The organism is Xanthomonas sp. JL1 (assembly GCF_038405005.1).
This window is the reverse complement of record NZ_JBBYGR010000069.1, coordinates 1-22,862: the sequence shown is the minus strand read 5'-3', so window position 1 is coordinate 22,862 and position 22,862 is coordinate 1. Positions and strand designations below refer to the sequence as shown.

The 22,862-nt window shown below is 64.8% G+C and carries 12 protein-coding genes and 1 pseudogene; 9 read left to right on the top strand and 4 right to left on the bottom strand.

What is annotated here, in order from left to right:
* The first annotated feature begins 35 nt into the window (after positions 1 to 35).
* From WJW29_RS15795 to WJW29_RS15765, 7 genes and pseudogenes are all read left to right on the top strand, one after another.
* Positions 36 to 698 carry an alpha/beta fold hydrolase gene (locus WJW29_RS15795; RefSeq protein WP_011409701.1) on the top strand — a complete coding sequence of 221 codons (663 nt, stop codon included), beginning with the start codon at positions 36 to 38 and terminating at the stop codon, positions 696 to 698.
* A 78-nt stretch (positions 699 to 776) separates the two neighbouring features.
* Complete coding sequence (gene zapE / locus WJW29_RS15790) at positions 777 to 1,871, top strand: cell division protein ZapE (protein WP_011409702.1); 1,095 nt, start codon at positions 777 to 779, stop codon at positions 1,869 to 1,871.
* 45 nt (positions 1,872 to 1,916) lie between these two features.
* Positions 1,917 to 2,444 carry an ATP-binding cassette domain-containing protein gene (locus WJW29_RS15785; protein WP_011409703.1) on the top strand — a complete coding sequence of 176 codons (528 nt, stop codon included), beginning with the start codon at positions 1,917 to 1,919 and terminating at the stop codon, positions 2,442 to 2,444.
* Positions 2,347 to 2,616: an ATP-binding cassette domain-containing protein gene (locus tag WJW29_RS15780; protein ID WP_069960047.1), complete on the top strand. Its 270-nt coding sequence runs from the start codon at positions 2,347 to 2,349 to the stop codon at positions 2,614 to 2,616. Before WJW29_RS15785 ends, WJW29_RS15780 begins: the two co-directional genes overlap by 98 nt.
* A 154-nt stretch (positions 2,617 to 2,770) precedes the next feature.
* On the top strand, positions 2,771 to 2,905 hold the full coding sequence (locus WJW29_RS15775) for a hypothetical protein (protein WP_012443802.1): 135 nt from the start codon (positions 2,771 to 2,773) through the stop codon (positions 2,903 to 2,905).
* A gap of 24 nt (positions 2,906 to 2,929) precedes the next feature.
* Positions 2,930 to 3,199 (top strand): annotated as a pseudogene (locus WJW29_RS15770) (IS4 family transposase); the annotation flags it as partial.
* 236 nt (positions 3,200 to 3,435) lie between these two features.
* Positions 3,436 to 6,135, top strand: a complete 2,700-nt coding sequence (locus tag WJW29_RS15765; protein WP_171970771.1) for a TonB-dependent receptor — start codon at positions 3,436 to 3,438, stop codon at positions 6,133 to 6,135.
* Positions 6,136 to 6,387: 252 nt separating this feature from the next.
* Here the strand turns inward: WJW29_RS15765 and WJW29_RS15760 are convergent, their stop codons facing one another.
* The 3 genes from WJW29_RS15760 to glyQ all read right to left on the bottom strand — a co-directional run bounded on the left by WJW29_RS15760 (position 6,388) and on the right by glyQ (position 11,424).
* On the bottom strand, positions 6,388 to 7,989 hold the full coding sequence (locus tag WJW29_RS15760; RefSeq protein ID WP_011260686.1) for a tetratricopeptide repeat-containing sulfotransferase family protein: 1,602 nt from the start codon (positions 7,987 to 7,989) through the stop codon (positions 6,388 to 6,390).
* Positions 7,989 to 10,226 (bottom strand): glycine--tRNA ligase subunit beta, encoded by a 2,238-nt coding sequence (gene glyS / locus WJW29_RS15755; protein ID WP_011260687.1) that lies wholly within the window; start codon positions 10,224 to 10,226, stop codon positions 7,989 to 7,991. Before glyS ends, WJW29_RS15760 begins: the two co-directional genes overlap by 1 nt.
* A 289-nt stretch (positions 10,227 to 10,515) precedes the next feature.
* On the bottom strand, positions 10,516 to 11,424 hold the full coding sequence (glyQ, locus tag WJW29_RS15750; protein ID WP_012443796.1) for a glycine--tRNA ligase subunit alpha: 909 nt from the start codon (positions 11,422 to 11,424) through the stop codon (positions 10,516 to 10,518).
* 89 nt (positions 11,425 to 11,513) lie between these two features.
* On the opposite strand from glyQ, the gene WJW29_RS15745 reads away from it, so the two are divergent.
* On the top strand, positions 11,514 to 13,328 hold the full coding sequence (locus WJW29_RS15745) for a GspE/PulE family protein (RefSeq protein WP_011260689.1): 1,815 nt from the start codon (positions 11,514 to 11,516) through the stop codon (positions 13,326 to 13,328).
* A 385-nt stretch (positions 13,329 to 13,713) separates the two neighbouring features.
* On the opposite strand, the gene xopAD is transcribed toward WJW29_RS15745, so the two are convergent.
* Positions 13,714 to 22,497, bottom strand: a complete 8,784-nt coding sequence (gene xopAD, locus WJW29_RS15740) for a XopAD/skwp family type III secretion system effector (RefSeq protein WP_181689916.1) — start codon at positions 22,495 to 22,497, stop codon at positions 13,714 to 13,716.
* A gap of 140 nt (positions 22,498 to 22,637) precedes the next feature.
* Here xopAD and WJW29_RS15735 point away from each other — a divergent pair.
* Positions 22,638 to 22,862: transposase (locus WJW29_RS15735; protein WP_075246442.1), on the top strand; the 225-nt coding region annotated here is incomplete at its 3' end.

Here is a 22,862-nt window from a genome sequence, read left to right as displayed (position 1 = left end):
ATGAACGCGGCCGGCGGTGCGGCTATTATGCAGGCATGTCCAATCCCTCATTCCCCACCGAATCGGCTGCGTTGACGCTGCAGGGGCCGGTCGGCCCGCTGGATGTCGCGGTCGATCTGCCCGAGCCGGGTGTTGCCGCACGCGCGGTCACCGCCATCTTCTGCCATCCGCTCTCCACCGAGGGCGGCAGCATGCACAACAAGGTGGTCACCATGGCCGCGCGCGCGCTGCGCGAGCTGGGCATCACCGTGGTGCGCTTCAATTTCCGCAGCGTCGGCAATTCGGCGGGCACATTCGATCATGGCGATGGCGAGCAGGACGATCTGCGTGCGGTCGCCGACTGGGTGCGCACGCAGCGCCCGGGCGACACAGTGTGGTTGGGCGGTTTCAGCTTCGGTGCCTACGTGTCGCTGCGTGCTGCCGGATCCATCGCACCGCAGGTGCTGATTTCGATCGCACCGCCGGCCGGGCGCTGGGATTTCAGCGATATGCAGCCGCCGGCGCAGTGGTTGGTGATCCAGGGCGATGCCGATGAGATCGTCGAACCGCAAGCGGTCTACGACTGGCTGGACACCCTGGAACAGCCCCCCGAGTTGGTGCGCATGCCCGACACCAGCCATTTCTTCCACCGCAAATTGATCGACCTGCGCGGTGCGATCCAGCATGGTGTCCGGCGCTGGTTGCCGGCCGCAGTCTGACCGCGGCACGGCCCATGCGCGTCGCCCTGCGATGCGCTGTTGAGCGGGTCAGGCTGCAGCCGGCCCGCGGAGAATGTAATGAGTGAGATGACCCCGTCGCAGCGCTACGCCGCCGGCGTACAACGCGGTGACTGGCGCGCCGACCCCGCGCAACGGGCGGCCCTGGCGGAACTGGACCGTATTCACGAAGCGTTGGTGGACGGCGAACAGGACGGTTGGCTCGATCGGCTATCGGCGTTCTGGAAAAAACCCGAACCGGTACGTGGCCTGTATGTCTGGGGCGGTGTCGGGCGCGGCAAGACCTTTCTGGTCGATCTGTTCTACGACGGCCTGCCGATCAAGCAGAAATACCGCACGCATTTCCACCGTTTCATGCGCGGCGTGCACGAGCAGTTGCGCGAGCATGCCGGGCAAAGCGATCCGCTGGCCAGAATCGCCCAGCAGTGGCGCGAGAATCTGCGCGTGCTGGTGCTGGACGAATTCTTCGTCACCGATATCGGCGATGCGATGTTGCTGGCGCGCCTGCTCGAACGCCTGTTCGCCGAAGGCGTCACGCTGGTGACCACATCCAATACCGCGCCGCAAAATCTCTACGCCAACGGATTGCAGCGCGACAGCTTCATGCCAGCGATCGCGCTGCTACAGAAGTTCTGCGTGGAGCTCTATGCAGAAGGCACCGAGGATTACCGCATGCGCGCACTGACGCGCGCGCCGGTGTATCGCGCACCCTTGGACGCGCAAGCCGATGCCTGGCTTGCGCAGCGCTGGAGCGAGTTGAGCGGTAACGCCGAGGCGCGCGCGGGCAATATCGAAATCGAATCGCGCAAGATTCCGGTGCGTGCACGTGGCAAGAGTATCGCCTGGTTCGATTTTGCCGCGCTGTGCGAAGGCCCGCGCGGACCCGGCGACTACATCGAGATCGCGCGCGAGTTCACTACGGTATTGCTGGGCGGCATTCCGCACTTCGACCGCATGAACGAAGATGCCGCGCGCCGCTTCGTCAACCTGATCGATGAGCTGTACGACCGCCACGTCAATCTGGTCTGCACCGCACAAGACGCACCGCCGGCCTTGTACAGCGGCCAGCGCCTGGCCGGCGCCTTCGAACGCACCGCCTCGCGCCTGATCGAAATGCAGAGCGCGGACTACCTGGCCACAGCGCATCGCGCGTAAGCGGATGATGAGGTAGGTGAGGACCTGCGCGCTTGCCGCTGCCGTGTGTGGACGGTGGTGGCACTGCGCCGCCGACAATGTGATCGCTCCGCGTCGGCTGGCAACGTTATTCGGTGTTGTCGCTACTCCGAATGGGAACCGTGGATCCTCAGGAACTTGAGCTTCACCATAGCACCCGGCCAGTCTGTTGCCTTGGTCGGTCCAAGCGGATGTGGCAAGACCACGCTTGCCAAAATCGTCCTTGGCCTGCTTGCGCCGCAGGAAGGAGAAGTGACAGTAACCGAGCAGCCCAGACCTGTGTGCCGCAGCGCAATCCCCGCCGAGGGAATGGCGGCAGTGATGCAGGATGATTGCTTATTCTCTGGGACAATGGCCGACAACGTGGCGTTCTTCGACAGCTCGGCGGAGCTGTCTGAGATCGAAGCGGCAGCGCGTGCTGCTGGTATCCACGATGACATACATAGTGAAGATGCCAATGCGCTACGAAACCCTGGTCGGCGATATGGGCTCGACTTTGTCCGGTGGACAGAAGCAAAGGATCCTACTGGCGAGGGCACTATACACGCAGCCTAAGATCCTCGTGCTCGATGAAGCGACCAGCCATCTGGATAGCAAGAACGAAAAAGTTGTCAACGACGCAGTTATGGATCTGGAGATCACCAGGATCATCATCGCTCATCGCGAGCAGACCATTGCGATGGGGGACCGCGTGTTCGATCTTTCCAGGCAAACTTGGATCCGATGAGCGATCAGTGACTGTGTGGACGACGGACTCATGGCTTGCGCTCGGTTGAAGAGCCCAACATGCTGATCGCCGACTGCACCTACAGTAGTACCAGTGAAGCGTCCTCGTTAATTCGATCCACTTGAAAGTAGAGTTCCACTCCAAAGAGCTCTGCATGAAGAAGTCGAAGTTCACCGAAGAACAGATGGTCCGGATTCTGAGGCTTCCCCACATTTCTTCTTGCGAGATCAAGCACTTGGTGGGCCAGGCCGTGGAAGAAGGTGCGCGCATGGGGCACGCTTCAAGGTGACCAAGCCAGAGAACAGTGCCGACCATGCGCGCCAGCGAAGTATCGCAGAAGTGCCTGCCCGACTCACTGTCCGGCATGCACGCATTACGACAGCGCGCCTTGCTCGGCGCGATTGAAGCGCTGTTGCACGGAGGTCGGCTGACCCTGATCGACCTTGCACGTGCCTGGCCCGGCGCGACGCGGGTACGTGCACTGCTCAAGGCATGCGACCGTCTGCTGTGCAATCCCAGGTTGTACGCCGAGCGATCCGTGATCGAGCGGGACATGGCGCATTGGCCGCGACGGGGAAATCGGCACAACCTGTCCGGCCTCGGCATGAAACAACCAGAAACTAGACAGGCTTGGCTTTACCAGGCAGGCCCTACTGCGTAAAGTCCGCGCACCTTCAACGTTTCGTTGGCGGTTATCGTTGCGGGACTTGCTCTCGCCGCGTTTTCTGCAAGTCGCGCCGCTTAGGAGAGAGAAACCCGATGAAGCGCCACCTTCTGGTTAATGCCGTGTGTGCTGCTCTAGCGCTGCCGTCCCTCGCAATAGCGCAGAGCCAGGACGACGTGACACAGTTGGACAAGGTCACCGTGACAGGTTCGTTGATCCCCCGCTCCCAGATCGAAACTGCAACCTCGGTGTTCTCGATCACTGCCCAGGACATCCAGCGCCGCGGCTTCAAGGACGTCTACGACGTGCTGCGCTCGCAGCCGATGGCCACCGGCTCGGTCCAGGACGGCCAGTTCACCGGCGGCTTCACCCCCGGTGCCCAGTCGCTGAGCCTGCTCGGCCTGGACCCTGGCTTTACGCTGGTGCTCATCGATGGCCGGCCGATGGCCGACTACCCGCTGCTTTACAACGGTCAAAGCAATTTCGTCGATCTGGCCAGCGTGCCGGTCGGCATGGTTGAGCGCATCGACGTGGCGCCCGGCAATCAGTCCTCGATCTACGGCTCCAGTGCAATCGCCGGGGTGGTCAACATCATCCTGAAAAAGCGCATGGACGGCATGCAGATGAATTACCGCATGGGCACCTACGACGGTGGCGGCGGCAACAACCAGCGCTTTCAGCTCACCGGCGGCAACGCGATCGGCGGCGCCAACATCGTCTGGGGGCTGCAGCTCAACAATCAGGACCCGATCTACGGTTTTCAACGGCGCAATTTCGATTCGACCAACGACAACCCGGATCCGACCCTGCGCTATGGCTCACAGGTGGCGCTGCACAGCATCCCCGGCCCCCCGGACAGCTATATCGACCCGGGCGCAGACAATTGCGCTGCGCTGGGCGCGCTGTTCAACCACTCGGTCACGCTCGACAACCGCTCCAAGCGCGGCAACTACTGCGGCAGCCGCAGCGCGCTCGGCTACTCAAGCATTCTCAACAAGGAGCGCAGTGCGAGCGGTTACGCCAACCTGAGCTATGCCTTCAACGACAATGCCGAGCTGTACGCGACACTGCTTCTCAACCGCACCAAGGTAGAAGTCAATGGCGGCTCGCGGTCCTGGCTGACCTCCGCCGACACCGGCGGCCTGTTCTACAACCAGAACACCCAGCAGCTGGAGACCTACAAGCGTATTTTCGCGCCCGAGGAAACCGGAAATCTCGACTTCAACAACGATCGCCAGACTGCCGATTCGTATAATATAGCGCTCGGCATGAAGGGCGGCCTGGGCGGCAGCAACTGGACCTACGACGCCTACTACGCACGCTCCGAATACCGTATCGAAAGCCGCCAGCAATGGCCACTGGCCGACCGTATCGAGGACTTTTTCCGCCAGCAGTTCCTCGGCCCGCAACTGAGCGAGCAATACGGCTACCCGATCTATTCGCCCAACGATGCCAACTTCTATCGCGCATTGACGCCGGCGCAGTACCGCAGCTTCAACGACGAGATCCACACCAAGTCCAGAACCTGGACCCAGAACCTCAACTTGCAGCTGACCAATACCGAGTTATTCACCCTGCCTGCCGGTGCGGTCGGCGTAGCCGGCGTGCTGCAGGCCGGCAATCAGTACTGGAACAATCCAACCGATCCACGCGTGATCGCAGGCGATTTCTACCAGCTGACCGGCACCCAGGGCAGCGGCAAGCGCGATAATTGGGCGGTCGCGTTAGAAATGCACGTGCCCATCCTCAGCACGTTGACCGCCAATCTGTCTGGCCGCTATGACGACTACAAGAACCAGGGCGGCGGCAGCGACTCCAGGCTGACCTATAAGGTGGGACTGGAGTTCCGGCCGGTCGATGCGCTGTTGTTGCGCGGCAACTACGCCACCGCGTTCAAGGCCCCCGATATGGCCTATACCTTCGCTGGCGACAGCGGCTTCTACGAGAGCGTCAACGACTATTACCGCTGCGCGATCGAAGAACCCAACAAGCCGATTGCCGATTGCAGCTACAGCGACACGACGATTGCCGGACGGCGTGGCGGCAACCCAGAGCTGAAGTCGATCACCGCCAAATCCTGGGGCTATGGCCTGGTGTGGTCGCCCAGCGCTCACCTCAGTGCCAGCGCGGACTACTATCACATCAACATCACCAACGAAGTCAGCGACATTAACTACGACCAGCTGTTGCAGATAGAGTCGGCATGCCGCCTGGGAAACCTGGACATCGCCTCGCCCACCTGCGTGGACGCCCTGTCGCGCATCGACCGCACCGGGCCCGACGCAACCGTGCCGAACCGCTTGAATAGCATCCGGGTCAACCCGATCAACATCTCCACCGAACAGGTGTCAGGCGTGCTCGCCAAGGCCAGCTACGACTGGAGCACCGCGTCGTGGGGAACCTTCCTCGTCGATGCGCAATACAACCTCACGCTCAAGCATGAAAGCCAGCAATTCCCCAAGGATCCGGTCATCGACCTGCTCAGCAATCCGTTCTATTCGCAGGAATTCCACAGCATCGCCAACGCCTCGCTGACCTGGAAGAAGAATGCCTGGACGACCACGCTGTTCGGTCAACGCTACGGCCGCACGCCCAACTCCGCCGCACAACGCAGCGATGCCGGCTACGCGACCAAGGACGCCGGCAAGGTGGCGGCCTGGACCACGTTCAATGCGACGCTGGACTATGCAATCAGCGACGATATCTCACTGACGGCGACGGTCAATAACCTGGCCAATACCCGTCCGCCACGCGACCGCACCGACACCTATTACCCGTACTACAACATCTTCAACTACACCGGCTACGGCCGTGCCTACATGCTGGAATTGAACTGGCGCTTCGGCGCGCATTGATTCACCGCACTGTGCATGCGTACCTCCAACGGCAGCCATAACGGCTGCCGCTGGCGTTTTAGGGCTTGCGACGCAGCTGCGGCCCTGTTGCGCGCCTGCATGCAAGAGCATGCATTTATCACGTTGCGCGAGCGGCTCGGCTAGCGTCACTGCTGTCCACCGAGGCGATTGCATTGGTAAGCATCGGAGTAGAGGCAGATCAAGTGCGCTCGCAGCGCGTCTGCTGCTGCGCCCAAGATCTAAATGCCGCTGTTAATGCAAGCCGGCATCGATCAGGCCAGCCTCTGCCAACGCTTGCCGCAGCGGCTCCAGCTGCATGGCATAGCGCCGCCAGTGCTCCACATTGCGACTGTGCACGCCCTCGCGCACCTGCACACTGCTCAGCGTGGCCGACGCCGCCGCATTACGCGTGATGTCGCTCTGCCCAGGTTCGATGTCCAAGCCGCAACGTGCCATCAACTGCTGCAACACCGTGGATGGATCGCGCACCATCTGCGTATAGTCCACATCGATCACCCGGCCCGGCAATGCCGCGCGCCATTGCGCCATCAACCCGTGATACGCCTGATAGTGGCGCGCCAGCGTGTGCACGTCGTAGCTGTAGGCATACGAATCGCCGAACAGCGCGCGGTAGTTGGAGAAGCACACCGCCATCGGCTCGCGCACCAGATGCACGATCAGCGCACCCGGCAGCGCGCGCGCGATTGCACCGATCGCCACCGCATTGGCGGGCAATTTATCGATATACCAGCGCGCCGGTCCGGCACGCCACTGGGTCTGTTCGAGATACCGCGCGCCAATCTGCGTGTAATCCAGCGTTGGGAACGCCTGCAGCAATCCCGCGTCCAGCAGACTGCGGCCAGCCTGATCCGCACCCCAGCGCAGCTGGTGGCCGAAGTCGTTCAATTCGCCGGCCGACACGATTTGCGAATGATTGCCCAGCATGCGCTCCAGCACCGTGGTGCCCGAGCGCGGCAGGCCGAGCACGAAGATCGGCTGCGGACCTTGCAGCGCGACGGCATCGGCGTCGCTGGCCTGCGCTGCGAACACACCTTGTTCAGCCAGGGTGCCCAACCGTGCGTAAAGCGACGCCTCGGCATCGGCATCGTGACGCAGGCGCGCATGCATGACCGCATTGCCGTGCTGCAGTGCGTCCCAGGCGGCATCGGTGTCGCCGAGATCTTCCAACTCTTTGTACAACGCAAATGCCAGCCCGGCGCGATCTTCGCTGTCGGGTTTGGAACGCTGCAACTGCTGGCGTAATTGGTCGACATGGTTGCTGCTGACGGTTTGACGGCGCAGCCGCGCACGCGTGAGTGCCGCGCGGCCGTAGCCCGGCACCAGCGCCAGGGTTTGCTCCAAGGCCTGCGCTGCGTCATCCAGGCGACCATTGAACTGCAGTTGCACTGCGAGAAAAAAACGGAAGTCCGGCCCATCGAATCCGCAGACCTGTGCGCGCTGCATCATCGCCAGGGCGTCGACGTGTTCGCCCAAGGATTGGTGCACGTGTGCGAGCAAGGCCAAGGTCGCGCCGTCGCGGCACTGCATCACCGAGGGATGCCGCAGCAGCGCGTGCAATTGGCGATGTGCGCCGACGCGCAACAAGGCCTGCGCCACGCGGCAACGCATCGCCACGTCATCGTCGACATCGCGTGCGGCCAGCTGCAGCTGCGCCACCGCTTCGCGCATGCGGCCGTTGGCCAGCACGGTGCCGGCCAGCAGCACGCGCGCCGACACATGTGTCGGCTCGACCTCCAGCAACGCCTGCAGTGCGGACCCCGCCACACCCAGGTCGCGACGTGCCAACGCGGCCTGCGCCGTCTGCCAGTGCAGCGCGCCCGTCGAACTGGACATCAGCTGGACAAGTGCTCGATGGCGGCGACGCTGCCGAGGCGGTCGCCGAGCTTCTTCAGCAGGGCAAGGCGGTTGGCACGCAGCTGCGGGTCTTCGGCATTGACCATCACGCCGTCGAAGAACGCATCCACTTGTGGGCGCAGGCGCGCCAAGCGTGCGAGCACGGCAACGTAGTCGTGGCGATGCAAGGCATCGCCGGTAGCGCCGATGGCGGCTTCCACCGCTTCGGCCAGGGCTTCTTCGGCCGGTTCGCGCAACAGCGCAGTGTCGATGTCGCCGGGAATCTCGCCTTCCACCTTGCGCAGGATATTGCGGATGCGCTTGTTGGCCGCGGCCAACGCTTGGGCTTCGGGCAACGTGGCGAAGATGCCGATGGCATCGATGCGGCGGTCGAAGTCGTAAAGGGAGCCGTGGGTCGCGCCCGGGTGCGCTCCTACGCCGGTCGGTGCCGTCACGGCTTCGGACGTGCCGGAGAACAATGCGGCGACCGCGTTGAAATGCGTAGCCGGTACGCCCTTGTCGGCGTAATAGCCGCGTAGGCGGTCGAGGATGAAGTCGAGGATTTCTGCTGAAGTTGCCTCTACGTTTGGCACCCATAATCCGCCGCTCTGACGCTCTGCGACATGGACACCTTGCACCTTGGCAGCCTCAACCGCTGTCTGTTGTTTGCTAGCTTGCGACCAAGCCAAAGCGGAATTAACCAAACCGACTGCTTTCTTGAGCAATTCAGTTAGGGACAGATCAAACCCACTCTCAATCACCGTCCGCGCCAACCCCAACGCATTGCGCCGCAGCGCAAACGGATCCTTGTTACCGGTCGGCTTCAACCCGGCCGCAAATCCACCGGCCAAGGTATCCAGGCGTTCGGCAATCGCCAGCACCTTGCCCAGCGGCGACAGTGCGATGTCGTCGCCGGCAAAGCGTGGTTGGTAGGCCTGGTCGATGGCCAGCGCAATCTCGCTGGGCTCACCGGCGGCCTTGGCGTAATGGCGGCCGGCAATGCCCTGCAATTCCGGGAATTCGTTGACCATGCGCGATTGCAGGTCGTTCTTGGCCAATTCTGCAGCGCGGCGTGCCTGCAGCGGGTCGGCGCCCACCTGCGGCGCGATGACTTCCGCCAGCGCTGCCACGCGTGCGACCTTGTCGGCCACCGTGCCCAGCTTGGCCTGATAGGTGACGCTGGCCAGACCATCGCCCATCGCCTGCAGACCCTGCTTGAGGTCTTCGTCGAAGAAGAACTTGGCGTCGGCAAAGCGCGGACGGATGACGCGCTCGTAGCCCTTGGCGACTTCGGCCACGTCCTTGGATTGGATGTTGGCGATGCCGATGAACTGCTCGGTCAAGGTGCCGCCGTCGTCCAGCACCGGGAAGAATTTCTGGTTGATCTCCATGGTTTCGATCAACGCTTCCTGCGGCACCGCCAGGAAATCGCGTTCGAAACTGCACAGCACCGCCGACGGCCATTCGACCAGGTTGACCACCTGCTCCAGGTTGTCGTCGCTGATGCGCGCGCTGCCGCCGGCCTGCTTGGCGGCCGCTTCCACTTCTTCGACGATGCGGGTGCGGCGCGCATCGGGATCCACCAGTACATGCGCCGCACGCAAGGCTTCGACATAGTCGCCCGGCACCGCCAGCGAGACCGCGCCCTCATGCATGAAGCGGTGGCCGCGCGTGATGCGATCGCCACGCACGCCCAGCAATTCGGCCGGGATCACCTCGTTGCCGAACAGCAGCACCAGCCACTGCACCGGCCGTGCGAAGGCGTATTCGTGCCCACCCCAGCGCATCGGCTTGGGAATCGGCATCGCGGCGATGGCCTCGCGCAGGATCTCCGGCAACAGCTCGGCGGTACGCGCGCCCGGGGTCACCGCGCGGTGCACGAAACGCTCGCCCTTGGCGTCGCTGGTGCGCTCCAGCGCGGTCCAGTCGATGCCGGCCTTGGCCGCGAAACCCGCCAATGCCTTGGTCGGTTGGCCTTCGGCGTCGAGGGCGATGTTGAGATACGGTCCCAGCACTTCGGAGCGCTGCTCCGGCTGCTCGGTGGCCACGCCCGGCAGCAGCACCGCCAGACGACGCGGGGTGGACAGCGGTTTGGCAGCGCCACGGGTGACGGCAATGCCGCGCTTTTCCAGGCCGCTGAGCACACCATCGAAAAACGCCTGCGCCAGATCCGGCAGCGCCTTGACCGGCAGCTCTTCGGTGCCCAGTTCGATCAGCAGGGGAAGTTGTTCGCTCATATGACATGGACCTTTGCGTATTCCCTTCTCCCGTCGGGAGAAGGTGCCCCGGAGGGGGCGGATGAGGGTACGGGCGAAGCTCTGTGGAGTTTGGGTGCATGAGGGCTGTGCCCCATACGCTCACCCCTCTCCCGAGGGGAGAGGGGCTTGTTGCGTCCTTCTCCCCTTGGGAGAAGGTGACCCGCAAGGGCGGATGAGGGTACGGGCGAGGCTCTGTGGAGTTTGAGTGCACGAGGGCTGCGCCCCGTACCCTCACCCCACCCCCTCTCCCGCAGGAGAGGGGCTCTGGCTACTGCTTTACCCCAGGAAAGCCAAGCTTCTCGCGCTGCGCGTAATACGCCTGCGCCACGCCCTGGGCCAGCGCGCGCACGCGCAGGATGTAACGCTGGCGTTCGGTCACGCTGATCGCACGGCGCGCATCCAGCAGGTTGAAGGCGTGGCTGGCCTTGGTGACCTGCTCATACGCCGGCAGCGGCAGGCCGACCTCCACCAGATGCTTGGCTTCGGCTTCGCAGGCGTCGAAGCGGTGGAACAGCTCGGCCACGTTGGCGTGTTCGAAGTTGTAGGTGCTCTGCTCCACCTCGTTCTGGTGATACACATCGCCGTAGGTCACTGCGGCGCCATCCGGGCCGTAGGTCCACACCAGCGCGTAGACGTTGTCGCAACGCTGCAGATACATGCACAACCGTTCCAGCCCGTAGGTGATCTCGCCGAGCACCGGCTTGCACTCGAGCCCGCCGGCCTGCTGGAAGTAAGTGAACTGGGTGACCTCCATGCCGTTGAGCCAGACTTCCCAGCCCACGCCCCAGGCACCGAGCGTGGGCGACTCCCAGTTGTCTTCGACAAAGCGCAGGTCGTGCACCAACGGATCGATACCCAACGCCTGCAACGAGCCCAGATACAGGTCCTGGATGTTGTCCGGGTTGGGCTTCATCGCCACCTGGTACTGGTAATAGCGCTGCAGGCGATTGGGATTTTCGCCGTAGCGGCCATCGGTGGGGCGGCGCGAGGGTTGCACATAGGCCGCATTCCACGGCTCCGGGCCCAGCGCGCGCAGGAACGTGGCCGGGTGGAATGTGCCCGCACCCACTTCCAGGTCCAGCGGCTGGATCAGCACGCAGCCTTGTTCGGCCCAGTACTGGTTGAGGGTCTGGATCAGGCCCTGGAAAGTGATTGGAACGCGCCGGGAATCGGACATGCAGCAGAGGCCGTGCGGAAGGGGTGCGCTAGTATACCGGCCGACCCGCGGCGCTTTGCCGCGGAGCACCGCTGCAGGGGAAGACACGCATGGAACAGCGGCGCACCGCCGATCCGGACAACGCCGTGGCATTGCTGCCGCGCGGCCGGCTGATGTTCGACCCGGTGGCTGCGGCCCTGCTGGCCGACGGCATGGTGGTGCCCCACGAACACGAGCGTGTGCAGTTTTCCGCCAGCGGCGCGCGCAGTGCCAGCGATGTGCATCCGCTGGTGCTGCTGGCCAATCTGAAATTGCATGCGGCGCAACCGCCGGCCGGCGAGCTCGGACTGGAGCGGCTGACCGAGTGGCTGGCCACGCGCACCGGGCTACGCTATCTGCGCATCGACCCCACTCGCATCGATGTCGCCGCCGTGACCGGCGTGGTCTCGCACGCCTATGCGCGCCGCCATCGCATCCTGCCGTTGGCGCTGGGTGCCGAGCGCGTGCTGATCGCCACCAGCGAGCCGCTGGCGCTGGACTGGCTGGCCGACGTGCAGCATCTGAGCCGGCGCCGCATCGAGCTGGCGCTGATCAACCCGCTGGATCTGCATCGCTACACGATGGAGTTCTTCGGTGTCACGCAGTCGGTGCGCGGCGCGCGTAGCGATGCACGCAGCACCGAATCCAACGTCGGCCTGCCCAGCTTCGAACAACTGGTGGAACTGGGCCGCGCCGGCGACGTCAACGCCGACGACCACCACATCGTGCATATCGTCGACTGGCTGCTGCAGTACGCCTACGAACAGCGGGCAAGCGACATCCATCTGGAGCCGCGCCGCGACGCCGGGCGCATGCGCTTCCGCATCGACGGCGTACTGCACAAGGTGCTGGAAGTGCCGCCGTCGGTGATGACCGCGGTGGTCAGCCGCATCAAGGTGCTGGGCCGCATGGATCTGGCCGAACGCCGGCGTCCGCAGGATGGCCGCATCAAGACCCGCTCGCCCGGCGGGCGCGAAGTGGAAATGCGCTTGTCGACGATGCCCACCGCATTCGGCGAAAAGTGCGTGATGCGTATCTTCGACCCGGATTCGGCATTCAAGAGCATCGAGCAGTTGGGTTTCAGCCCCGAAGAAGCGGCCGGCTGGAGCGCGCTGGTCGAGCGTCCGCACGGCATCGTGCTGGTCACCGGCCCGACCGGCTCAGGCAAGACCACCACGCTGTATTCCACGCTCAAACGCCTGGCCACGCCGGATGTGAACGTGTGCAGCGTGGAAGACCCGATCGAAATGATCGCGCCGGAATTCAACCAGATGCAGGTGCAGCAGAACATCGACCTGGATTTCGCCAGCGGCGTGCGCACGCTGCTGCGCCAGGATCCGGACATCATCATGATCGGCGAAATCCGCGACCTGGAAACCGCGCAAATGGCGGTGCAGGCCTCGCTTACCGGGCATCTGGTGTTGTCGACGTTGCACACCAACGACGCGGCCTCTGCGATCACCCGCCTGCTCGATCTGGGCGTACCCCATTACCTGGTGGCCTCCACGCTCAACGGCGTGCTGGCGCAGCGGCTGGTACGCACGCTGTGCGTGCATTGCAAGCGCCCGCACACGCTCAGCGACGCCGACTGGGCGGCCATCCGCGAACCCGGCGAAGCGCTGCCGGAACCACTCAACGTGCACGCGCCGGTCGGCTGCCTGGAATGCCGCCGCACCGGCTATCTGGGCCGGGTGGGCCTGTACGAACTGCTGCCGGTTACCCCGCACCTGCGCACCCTGATCCGCCCGGACACGGAACTTGCCAGCTTCAGCCAGGCTGCCCGCGGCGAAGGCCTGCGCACGCTGCGCCGCACCGGGCTGGAGAAGGTCGCCGCCGGGCTGACCACCATCGAAGAAGTACTGTCGGTGTTGCCGCCGCGGGAATAGACGCGTCCTTCGTCCTGACGACCACGCCGCTTGCGCGCGCATGACCCGTAGGGACCTTCGACGCGGCGAGGGCCGGCGGGATTCGGTTGAAAACGTCTGTGCTGGCGGCAGGACCGATCCCTGCTGGTTGCCCGTGTTCGCTCAGGTGCACGGTTGCTCGGCATGCACGCAGCAACACCTCCGGTTTGCACGCCGTGCTTATACACCTCGCGGTCGATCGCCATAACGGCGATCAACGCATTCGCCCGCGCCTGCGAGCCTCACGCGCTTGATTCGCGCACCCGTGGAACCCGGCGCTCATGGCTTGAGGGCGGAGCTGTCGTCCGGCTCACAGCGGGACGCTTGAGAGCCGCAGGTGCGCGAGGTCTTGCGCGTTGATTGGTCCTCATGCGCGGCCTCCAAGACGCTCGATGTAGGCGGGCTTGCTCACGTTAGCCATCATCTCGTGCATCGCCTTTTTGTGCCCTGCGATCTCCTGCGTCAGGTTTGCCTGCCTAATCGGGTCCGGTTGAGGTTTTTGCCGCTCCCTGTCGAGGCGTGCCTGCGCCAACTGCATCCGCTTATACGACAGATGCGTTTGCGCCTTGGCGTTGAAACTCTCGGCCGTGTGGAACTGCACTTCGAACGCGTAGCCCTCGGCATCGGTGAAGCTGGCATTGATGCCACGGTAGGTGCCGTCTCCCGAGGTAAAGTAATTCTGCAGATTCACGCACGTCATCCCTTGCCGACGCAGTGCGTCCTGGGCCGCCTGCACCTTCGCCACGAAACCCTCGGACGGCAACTCAAGCGCATAGCGCAGCGCATCGCCCACGCTTTGCGTGGCCTGTTCTGCAGTCATGCCGGCGCGCAGATGGCGCCGGATCTTGTCCTTGATCGAGGCGAGCGATTTCTGGAACGGCGCCTGTTGCACCTGCTCGATCCGGCCCTGGCTGGCCTTGTAGCGCACGTTGCCCCAGAGCCGCGCGCCCAAGCCGTCGGCCAGCGTGTTGAGCACCGGCGTCAGCGACGCTTGCTTGCCTGTGGCGGCATTGAACACCCTGTGTGCCGGCGATGCGCCTGCATTGACGGGGGTCTGTTCGGAGGCGAGCGCCGGCGGCGTGCCTGCCAACGCCGGCACGGTTTCTTCCTGCCAGTCGTCGATCTCCTCGCACCCTGGCGGCGAGGCCACGCGCTTGAAGGCCTCCAGCGCAGGCGCCTGCAGCGTGCGCTGCTCGGCCCGCGACGCACCGCCAAGCGCCAGCGCGTGGGTGCGCTTGTACAGATCGTGGAAACGCTCCTTGAGCGCGAAGGTCTCCGGCGTATGGAACTGGATCTCCCACAGCGCACCCTCAGGGCTGCGCAGCGTGAGATTGATGGCCTTGAAGGAGGGCGAGTACTCGGTGAATTGATTGGTCAGCTTGACCCGTGCATGGCCCTGATCGTCCAGTGCGGCCAGCACGGCGCGCAGGCCGGCGGTAAAGCCCTGCGGTTCCAGCACCACGCTGTAGCGCAGCGCGTCGTTCACGCTGGCTGCCGCCTCTTCCAACGACTGCTTCTTCAACGCCACTCGCTGCTTGAGCTTTTCCTGCAACGAGCTGTATGACTTCAGTTGATGCTGCGTGCCGGCCAGTTGCCCACCATGGCGCGCGGCAATGTTCTGCAGCATGTCGGTGACCTGCGGCTCCATCTGGCGAGCGCGCCCGAGCAAGGTCTGTGCCTTGAGCGCAATGTCCTGCGGCTGCACGTCGCGCAGACGCTCGGCCGGCGGCTGAGACCGGTCGATCCAGCCGGCCTGCTGTAGCGCCTCAAGCGCGTCTTCCATGACGCCAGCGGCCATCGACGGCATGCGCTGCAGCAGCAGCTTGGTCTGTTCGGGATCGAAGCGCCCATCCTGCATGGCCCGGGCGGTTACCCTGCTGTAGGGCAGGCTGCGGACCCGCTCGGCGAAGCCCCGCTCGGCCCGTTCGCAGGCCTCCACGATCTTGGCGAACAGTGCCGTACCGGTGTCGGACTTCAGTGCATCGGTGCCGACCTTGATCGCGATGGTGAACAGGTTGCGCATGGTCAGTTCCGGCTCGCCGGGGACGAGCCCGGGTTGCCCGTCCGGGAACTGCGCATGCGACAGCCGGCACACCGGATAGTTGTCCAGAATGGCGTGGATGCGCGCGTCGACGCCAGAAGCGGCCTCGTAGGCCTTGGCCAGGCCGGGAAACGCCTCAGCCAGGGCCTCGGGCAACGCCGGCGCGGCGCTGTCGGCGGCCGGGTCCGCCGCAAGCGCACGCAGCTGCGCGTGCAGCAACTCGGCAGCTTCACGCGCCTCGGGCAGGTGGGCGCGTTTGATCGCCTCGCGCGCCTGCACGCGCAGCGTGGCCAACACCTGGGGATCGCGGACCTGCTCTTCGAGCAGCTCGCGCAAACCGTCGCGCAACCCGCGCTCGATGCCATCGTAGGTGCCGAACATCATGTCGCGCGCCATCGCTTCGCGCAGCTCGTCCGGCTGCCCCATGAAGCGCGCCGCCAGCGTGGCGGCCGCCGAGGTGATGCGCTGACCGCGCTTGAGGGCCATGATTTCCGACAGCCGCCCGGGCTGGTAGTGGCCGCTGACCGGGTCGATGGCCGGCGTGGCCGTCTTCGGCGGCTTGAAGGACTTTTGCCGACCGAGCCTGGCCTTGCGATCCATCACCCGCGAAATCAGCGCAGCCAGCTTGGGATAGCCTGCGTAGATGAAGGCGTCGTCGCCGTCGGTGTCCATGTCGCGTTTGCGCAACTCGTCGATCGGCAGTGCGCCCAGGCGCCCAGGCTCCACGATGTCCTTGAGCCGCAGGCTGCCGGTGCTGAGGATGTCGCGCGGCAACGCACCGCGGTCACGGCCGTTTGTCCAGCACGACAGCGTCTTCAGATCTTCCTTGGAGCAGGCCAGGTCGGTGTCGCTGAACGCGGCCGGCCACTGCTGCTCCGGCACCACCACCAGCATGCCCTTGCTGTGCAGCATCTGCGGATCGACGCCGGAGCGATCATCGAAACCGGTGTAGCTGTACTGGATGCCGAAGCACTGGGAGAGGAACGCGGCGGTGGCGTCGCCCTTGGCCACGGTGGCGATGCGCTGCTCCGGCACCGGCAGCAGATTTTGCTTGTCGTAGGGAGGTTTGCCGAGCAGCAACGGGCCGCCCGTGACGTCGAATGCCTGGCTGCGCTGCTGCGGCAGATGCACCTTGTCGTCGGCCGAAGGCACCGCACGCACCCGCTGACCCTTGTAGCCACCGCCGATCAGCGGCCTGTACACCCACAGCGGATCATCGCCTGCCGGCTCCAGTGTCTGCAGCCGTTCCTGCATCGCCGCGTGCGCCTCTTCCAGCGCCGCGGCATCGCGCGGGTAATGGTGCAACGCCTGCGCCGGCATCATCGAAGGCCCCTTGTCCTTGGCCACCAGATCGCGCTGCTCCTCGGTGGCCTGGTTCGCCTGCACCGCGTGCCAGGCATCGTAATGCTTGCGGAAGGCCGGAATGGCCAAGGCCACCTCCAGTTTCAGGAAGCCGCAGCCATCGTTGGGGCACAACGCCAGGGCCGTGCCATCCACGGCCAACGGCTTGAACGGATGCGCAGGGCCCTCCACGTCATCGAACACGCCCAGGCGCAACGTGCCCTCCACGACATGGTCGCTGGGCACCATCTCCAGCAGCGAGCGCTGCATGCGCGACCAGTCCTCGCGTTGCGGCGCGAGCTTGGCCGCCAGGTGCATCAGGCTGCTACCCGGGGCGGTGTCGGCATAGCGGAATGCTGGTAACAGCGACGCCGACTCCTTCCTGTGAGACAGCACCAGGCTGCCGCTACCGGATTTGCTGCGCGCCGCGCGGCTGCCGCCGAACAGGTCGAAGCGCCAGGGCTCGCCGTTGTAGTTGAACGTGCGCGCCAGCATGAAGGTCGATAGCTCACCAGGCAATTGCACCTCCACCAGCGGCAGCCCGGTCAGGCGCGCAAACAGCGAATACGGTTTGTCCGATTCGGACCGGTTGGTCGACAGCTCCTTGCCCACCAGATCGACCACCACATGGGTCGTGCTGCCGCGGCCGGGCGCCGGCGCCACCGGCCGGCCGGGAACCGAGGCCATGCTCAAGCGCCCACTGTCCAGGTCGAAGCGGGTGGGTGGATGGGCCTGGGTAATCGCCGGCGCGTCCTTGGCCATGCGCAGGTCCAGGGCGTCGAACACCTGGTCGCCGGCCTCGATCTGCGCGATCAGGTTCCAGCTCATCTCGCCCAGGTCCGCCTCGATCGCCTCGCGCGTGCACGCCAGCGTCAGGTCCACCCACTTCAACAGTTCATCGCGGCGCTGGCGCAGTTGCTTGCGCGGGCCGTCAAGATGGCGCGCCTTCCATTGCCGGCTCACCACCGCGTAGGCCTTGAGCACCTGGTAGAAGGTCAGCGCCGGGCAGCGCGTTGCATGCTGTTCGACGGCGGCTGCCGCGCGTGCGCCGTCGCCGCCCAGGTACAGGTCGATCTTGCGCGCGACGATGGGTTGCAACGTGTCGAACACGCGCAATGCCTGGACGCGGTGGCGGGGGCTGAGCTCCGGACTGCGGATCAGCGGCAACAGTCCCATACACAGGCTGCCGATCCCCTCAAGGCTGGTCTGGCGTAATCCATCGTCCCCGATCAGGGCCGACACCCGCTCCAGCGCCGGCTGTCCCAGCGAACGCATCTGGCGCTGCAGCCGCGCCGATGCAAGGGCCTTGAAGAGCACACCGATATCGGCGACCGAAGCGGACGCAAACAGCTCGCGGTGCAGGTCCAGGTGCCCGGCCATCGCCTGCAGCTTGGCGACAGCCAGGGTCCGGAACTGCTCATCGTCCTCTTCGTCCAGAGGCGACAGCCGGGACATCGCGTTGGCCACCACCGCGATCCCACGCATCTCGAACTGCCGCCAAGGCAGCTCGGCCGAGCCTGCACGCTCGGCGAGCAGCACGAATGCCGACCGGCACACCGGCCTGGCGAGGCATTTGCTCAGCGCGTTGAGCGCGATGGCCACCCCTTGCGCGCTCAGGGCATTGCGCAAGCCGGGCGCGTTGGCCAGCGTCGCAGCCAAGACGTCGATGGCGCTCTCGCAGGCCTGCGTGCCGGGCCATTTGCTCAGGGCGTTGAGCGCTTGGCTCACGTTGATAGGGTCGAAGACATGACGCAAGCCGGCATCGTCGGTCAACCGCTTGGCCAGCGCGCTGGCGGCGGCCGCGCAGACCGGGGAGTCGGGCCATTTGCTCAGGGCGTTGAGTGCGTTGCCAAAGCCTTGCGAGTCCAGGGCATTGCGCAAGACAAGATCGTCGCTCAGACGCTCCGCAAGCGCGCTGGCGGCGGCCAAGCAGACCGGCATCTCGGGCCATTTGCACAGGGCGTTGAGCACGGTGGTGAGGCCTTGTGAGCTCAGGGCCTTGCACAAGCCGGGATCGTTGGACAGCCGTGCAGCCAGCGCCTCGACGGTAGCCGCACAGACCGGCATCTGGAGCCATTTGCTCAAGGCGTTGAGCGCATTGGCCATCCCTATCGGGTCGAGCGCATTGCGCAACGCGGGCTCGTCGACCAATCGCTCGGCCAGCGCGTCGACCACCTCGCCACCGGCCGGCACGTCCGGCCATTTACTCAGCGCGTTGAGCACTTGGGGCAGGTTGGAAGCGTCCAGCGCCTCGCGCAGGTCGGGATCGTCGCTCAGCCGCTCGGCCAGCGCGCTGGCAGCGGTCGCGCAGACCGGTATGTCCGGCCATTTGCTCAGCGCGTTGAGCGCAGTGGCCACACGATGCGCGCTCAGGGCCTTGCGTAACTCCGGTTCGTCGGCCAGCCGCTCGGCCAGCGCACTGGCGGCGGCCGCACAGACCGGCACGTTGGGCCACTTGCTCAGGGCGTTGAGCACGATGACCACGCCATGCGCGGTCAGAGTGTGGCGTAACTCGGGTTCGTCGGCCAAGCGTTCAGCCATCGCGCCGGCGGCGGCCGCACAGACCGCGTTGTCGGGCCATTTGCTCATGGCATTGAGCACGGTGGCCACGTGCTGCACGTCGAAGGCCTCGCGCAACCTGGGATCGTCGGCCACCCGTGCGGCCAGCGCGCTGGCGGCGGCCGCACAGGCCGGCGTGTCAGGCCATTTGCTCAGGGCGTTAAGCGCGTTGGTCATTTCTCGCGGCTTGAGCACGTCGCGCACATCTGGCTCGCGTAGCTGCCGCTCGGCCAGCGTGTTGGCGGCCGCCGCACAGGCCTGGTTGTCGGGCCATTTGCTCAGGGCGTTGAGCGCGGTGGCCACTTGCTGCGCGTCGAAGGCCTTGCGCAACCTGGGTTCGGCGACCACCCGTGCGGCCAGTGCGCTGGCAACGGCCGCACAGACCGGCGTGCGGGGCCATTTGCTCAGGGCATTAAGCGCATTGGCCACGTCTACTGGATTGAGCTCCTTGCGTAACCCGGGATCGGCGGCCAGCCGCTCGGCCATCCCACCGGCAGCGGCGGCACAGACGGGGGTGTCAGGCCATTTGCTCAAGGCATTCAACGCGTTGGCCACGTCCAGTGAATTGAAGGTCTTGCGTAACAGGCGATCGCCGACCAGGCGCCATGCCAACAGGCGGGCAACTTCCGCACAGACCTCGGTGCCCGGCCATTTACTCAAGGCGTTCAAGACGTTGGTCACGTCGACCGGGTCAAGTTCCTTGCGCAGGTCGGGCTCGTCGACCAGCCGCTCGGCCAGCGCGTTGACGGCCTCCGCACAAACCGCCGTGTCCGGCCATTTGCTCAACGCGTTGAGCACGATGACCACGCCTTGCCGGTGCAGGTCCTTGGGCAACTGGGGCTCGTCGGCCAGCCGCTCGGCCAGCCCGCTGGCGGCAACCGCACAGAGCTGCTTGTCAGGCCATTTGCTCAAGGCCTTGAGCGTATTGACAACCTGATGTGCGTCGAACGCCTTGCGCAACTGGAGCTCGTCGACCACCCGCTCGGCGAGCGCGCTGGCGGCCTCTGCGCAGATCGGCGTGTCGGGCCATTTGCTCAGGGAATGGAGCGCGATGACCACTTCTTGCGGCTTGAGGGCCTTGCGTAACCTCCTTTCGTGGGCCAGCCGCGCGGCCAGCGCACTGGCGGTCTGCCCACAGATTGGTGTATCCGGCCATTTGCTCAGCGCGTCCAGTGCTTGGGTCACGTTGATCGGGTCCAGGGCCTTGCACAGCTCGGTATCGTGGGCCAGCCGCCCGGCCAGCGCGCTGACGGCCTGCCCACAGATCGGTAGATCCGGCCATTTGGCCAGCGCGTTGAGCGCGTTGGACACACCTTGCGGGTCCAGACCCTTGCGCAATTCGAGATCGTCGACCACGTGCTCGGCCAGCGCACTGGCGGCGGCTGCACAGACCGGGGTGTCTGGCCATTTGCTCAGCGCGTTGAGCACGCTGGATACGCCCTGCGGCTCCAGGTCCTTGCGCAGCTCGGGGTCGGCGACGAGCCGCTCTGCCAGCGCACTGACGGCAGCCGCGCAGACCGGGTTGTCGGGCCATTTACTCAGGGCGTTGAGCGCGGTGGACAGGCCTCGCGCGTTCAGGGCCTTGCACAACTCGGGGTCGTCGGCCAGCCGCTCGGCCAGTGCGATGGCGGCCTCCGCACAAACCGGTAGATCGGCCCATTTGCTCAGCGCGTTGAGCGCTTGAGTCACGTTGATGGGGTCCAGGGCCTTGCGCAAGCCGGGATCGTCCACCAATCGTTCGGCCAGCGCACTGGCGGCAGCCGCACAGACCGGGGTGTCGGCCCATTTGCTCAGGGCGTTGAGCGCATTTCCCAGTTCTTGCGGCTTCAGTTCATTGCGCAATCTGGACTCGTCGGCCAACCGCTCGGCGAGCGCGCTGACGGCATTCCCACAGTCCGGCGTGTCGGGCCATTTGCACAGGGCGTTGAGCACGGTCGCCACGCCCTGGGCATCCATGGCAGAACGCAGGCGGTCGTCGCTGGCGACAAGTGCGGCAAACCGGGGCGCCACCGCCTGGCAGTCCGGGTTATCGGACCACTTGCTGAAGGCATTGAGTGCCAGGCTGATGTTCTGCGCATTCAGAGTCTGTCGGGCTTTGTCTTCACGCCGCAGATGGCGTGCCAGACGCGCCACCGCGCGTTCACACCGGCCGCTGTCGAGATTCTTCGAGAAGGCATTCAGAAACAGAGCTGACGGGTAGCCTCCCAGCCCCACCAAATCATCGGCCTGCGTCAGCTCTCCGGCGATCCACGCGATGGCCTCCATGCATGCGGGCTGGTTCGGGTGCTTGCTCAGCTTGTTGCCCACATGCGCCAGCTGCGCCAGCGATGCCCCTTCGAACCATCCGGTCCCGGACAGGTACTGCGCCGCGAGCTCGGTGCAACGATCCAGATCGCGGGGCGTCACGCCTGCCCTGGCACGCCGTGCAGTGGCAATCAGCTGAAGATATTTGTCCAGGCGCTGCGCGTTGACTTGCGCGTTGACACTCTCTTCCAGGAAGGGCAGCGCCATCCCGTTCCGCATGCGATGCGCCAGCTCGTTGTCATATGCCATCGACACGCACAGGCCCGCATTGTGGTTGCGAGCCATTCCGTGGGGCTCGCTCAACTGTCGCTGCTGTTGCTGTCGCTGTGCCTGTAGCCGTTTTTTTGCCGCCCAGTCCAGCTCATGTTCGGCCCTGCGGAGGTCCTCGGTCGTCAGCCCCATGCCATGGAATGGCCGCTTTGACTGCCGGGATGGCGCCTGCTCTTCACGCGGTCGCTTTCTGGCGGACGATTCGGACAGTTGTTCGCGCGGTCGGAGAAATGCCCTTGCCTCCACACCATGATGCTGCGACGACCGTTGTGGCCGATGCTGCGCTGACGGCGCGCCGACGTCGGTGGTCACCTTGTCAGGGTATCGCTCGGTTTTGATGCGCTCGTTTCCTACGGCAGCCGTCTGCCCCTGCCGAAAGCGCCTGTCCCATGCGCCTTCGCTGGCATCGATTTCCTCTTTCTTTGAATCGCTTGCCGTAAAGGGCTGCCTGTCGGGCGTCGAGGCCCTTGGGTCATCCGACTCTATCCTCTGCCGTTTTCTAGGCGGTCGTCCAAGCGGTTGATGCATGCCGCTGCTGCTGGCTGCTGCCTGATCCTCCGTCAGCGCGGGCTTTTCGGCATGAGCGTAAGGCGAGTGTGTGCGTAACGCAGTTGGATTGGTGGCATGGGTTTTCATGCCCTGACATTTAGTCAATCTGCCCGCGAGCGACTTCTTCAATACGAAGCGCCGACGACGTGTGCGAAGCCCGCTGCGCGTTGGGCCAATGGCCCTAAGAACCTGTTCACGATCTTATTCAAACCATGCAAACTCCACGAATGCGCGAGAAGAACGATCCAAGTGACGTGAGCCGTGAGCGGTTCGAGCAAATCCGCCCGATTCTGGAGCAAGCCCGCAAGCGCACCAAGCCTGTGACAGTGGATATGTATGAGGTGTGGTGCGCAGTGCTGTATCTGCTACGGACAGGGTGCCCGTGGCGTGCGTTGCCCAGTGACTTTCCGAAGTGGCGCACGGTGCATTCCTACTTTGCCAAGTGGAGCGAA

Coding starts and splice junctions, on each gene's coding strand:
- WJW29_RS15795 (WP_011409701.1), top strand. CDS start 36: ATGTCCAATCCCTCATTCCCCACCGAATCGGCTGCGTTGACGCTGCAG.
- zapE (WP_011409702.1), top strand. CDS start 777: ATGAGTGAGATGACCCCGTCGCAGCGCTACGCCGCCGGCGTACAACGC.
- WJW29_RS15780 (WP_069960047.1), top strand. CDS start 2,347: ATGCGCTACGAAACCCTGGTCGGCGATATGGGCTCGACTTTGTCCGGT.
- WJW29_RS15775 (WP_012443802.1), top strand. CDS start 2,771: ATGAAGAAGTCGAAGTTCACCGAAGAACAGATGGTCCGGATTCTGAGG.
- WJW29_RS15760 (WP_011260686.1), bottom strand. CDS start 7,989: ATGTCCAGTTCGACGGGCGCGCTGCACTGGCAGACGGCGCAGGCCGCG.
- glyS (WP_011260687.1), bottom strand. CDS start 10,226: ATGAGCGAACAACTTCCCCTGCTGATCGAACTGGGCACCGAAGAGCTG.
- glyQ (WP_012443796.1), bottom strand. CDS start 11,424: ATGTCCGATTCCCGGCGCGTTCCAATCACTTTCCAGGGCCTGATCCAG.
- WJW29_RS15745 (WP_011260689.1), top strand. CDS start 11,514: ATGGAACAGCGGCGCACCGCCGATCCGGACAACGCCGTGGCATTGCTG.
- xopAD (WP_181689916.1), bottom strand. CDS start 22,497: ATGAAAACCCATGCCACCAATCCAACTGCGTTACGCACACACTCGCCT.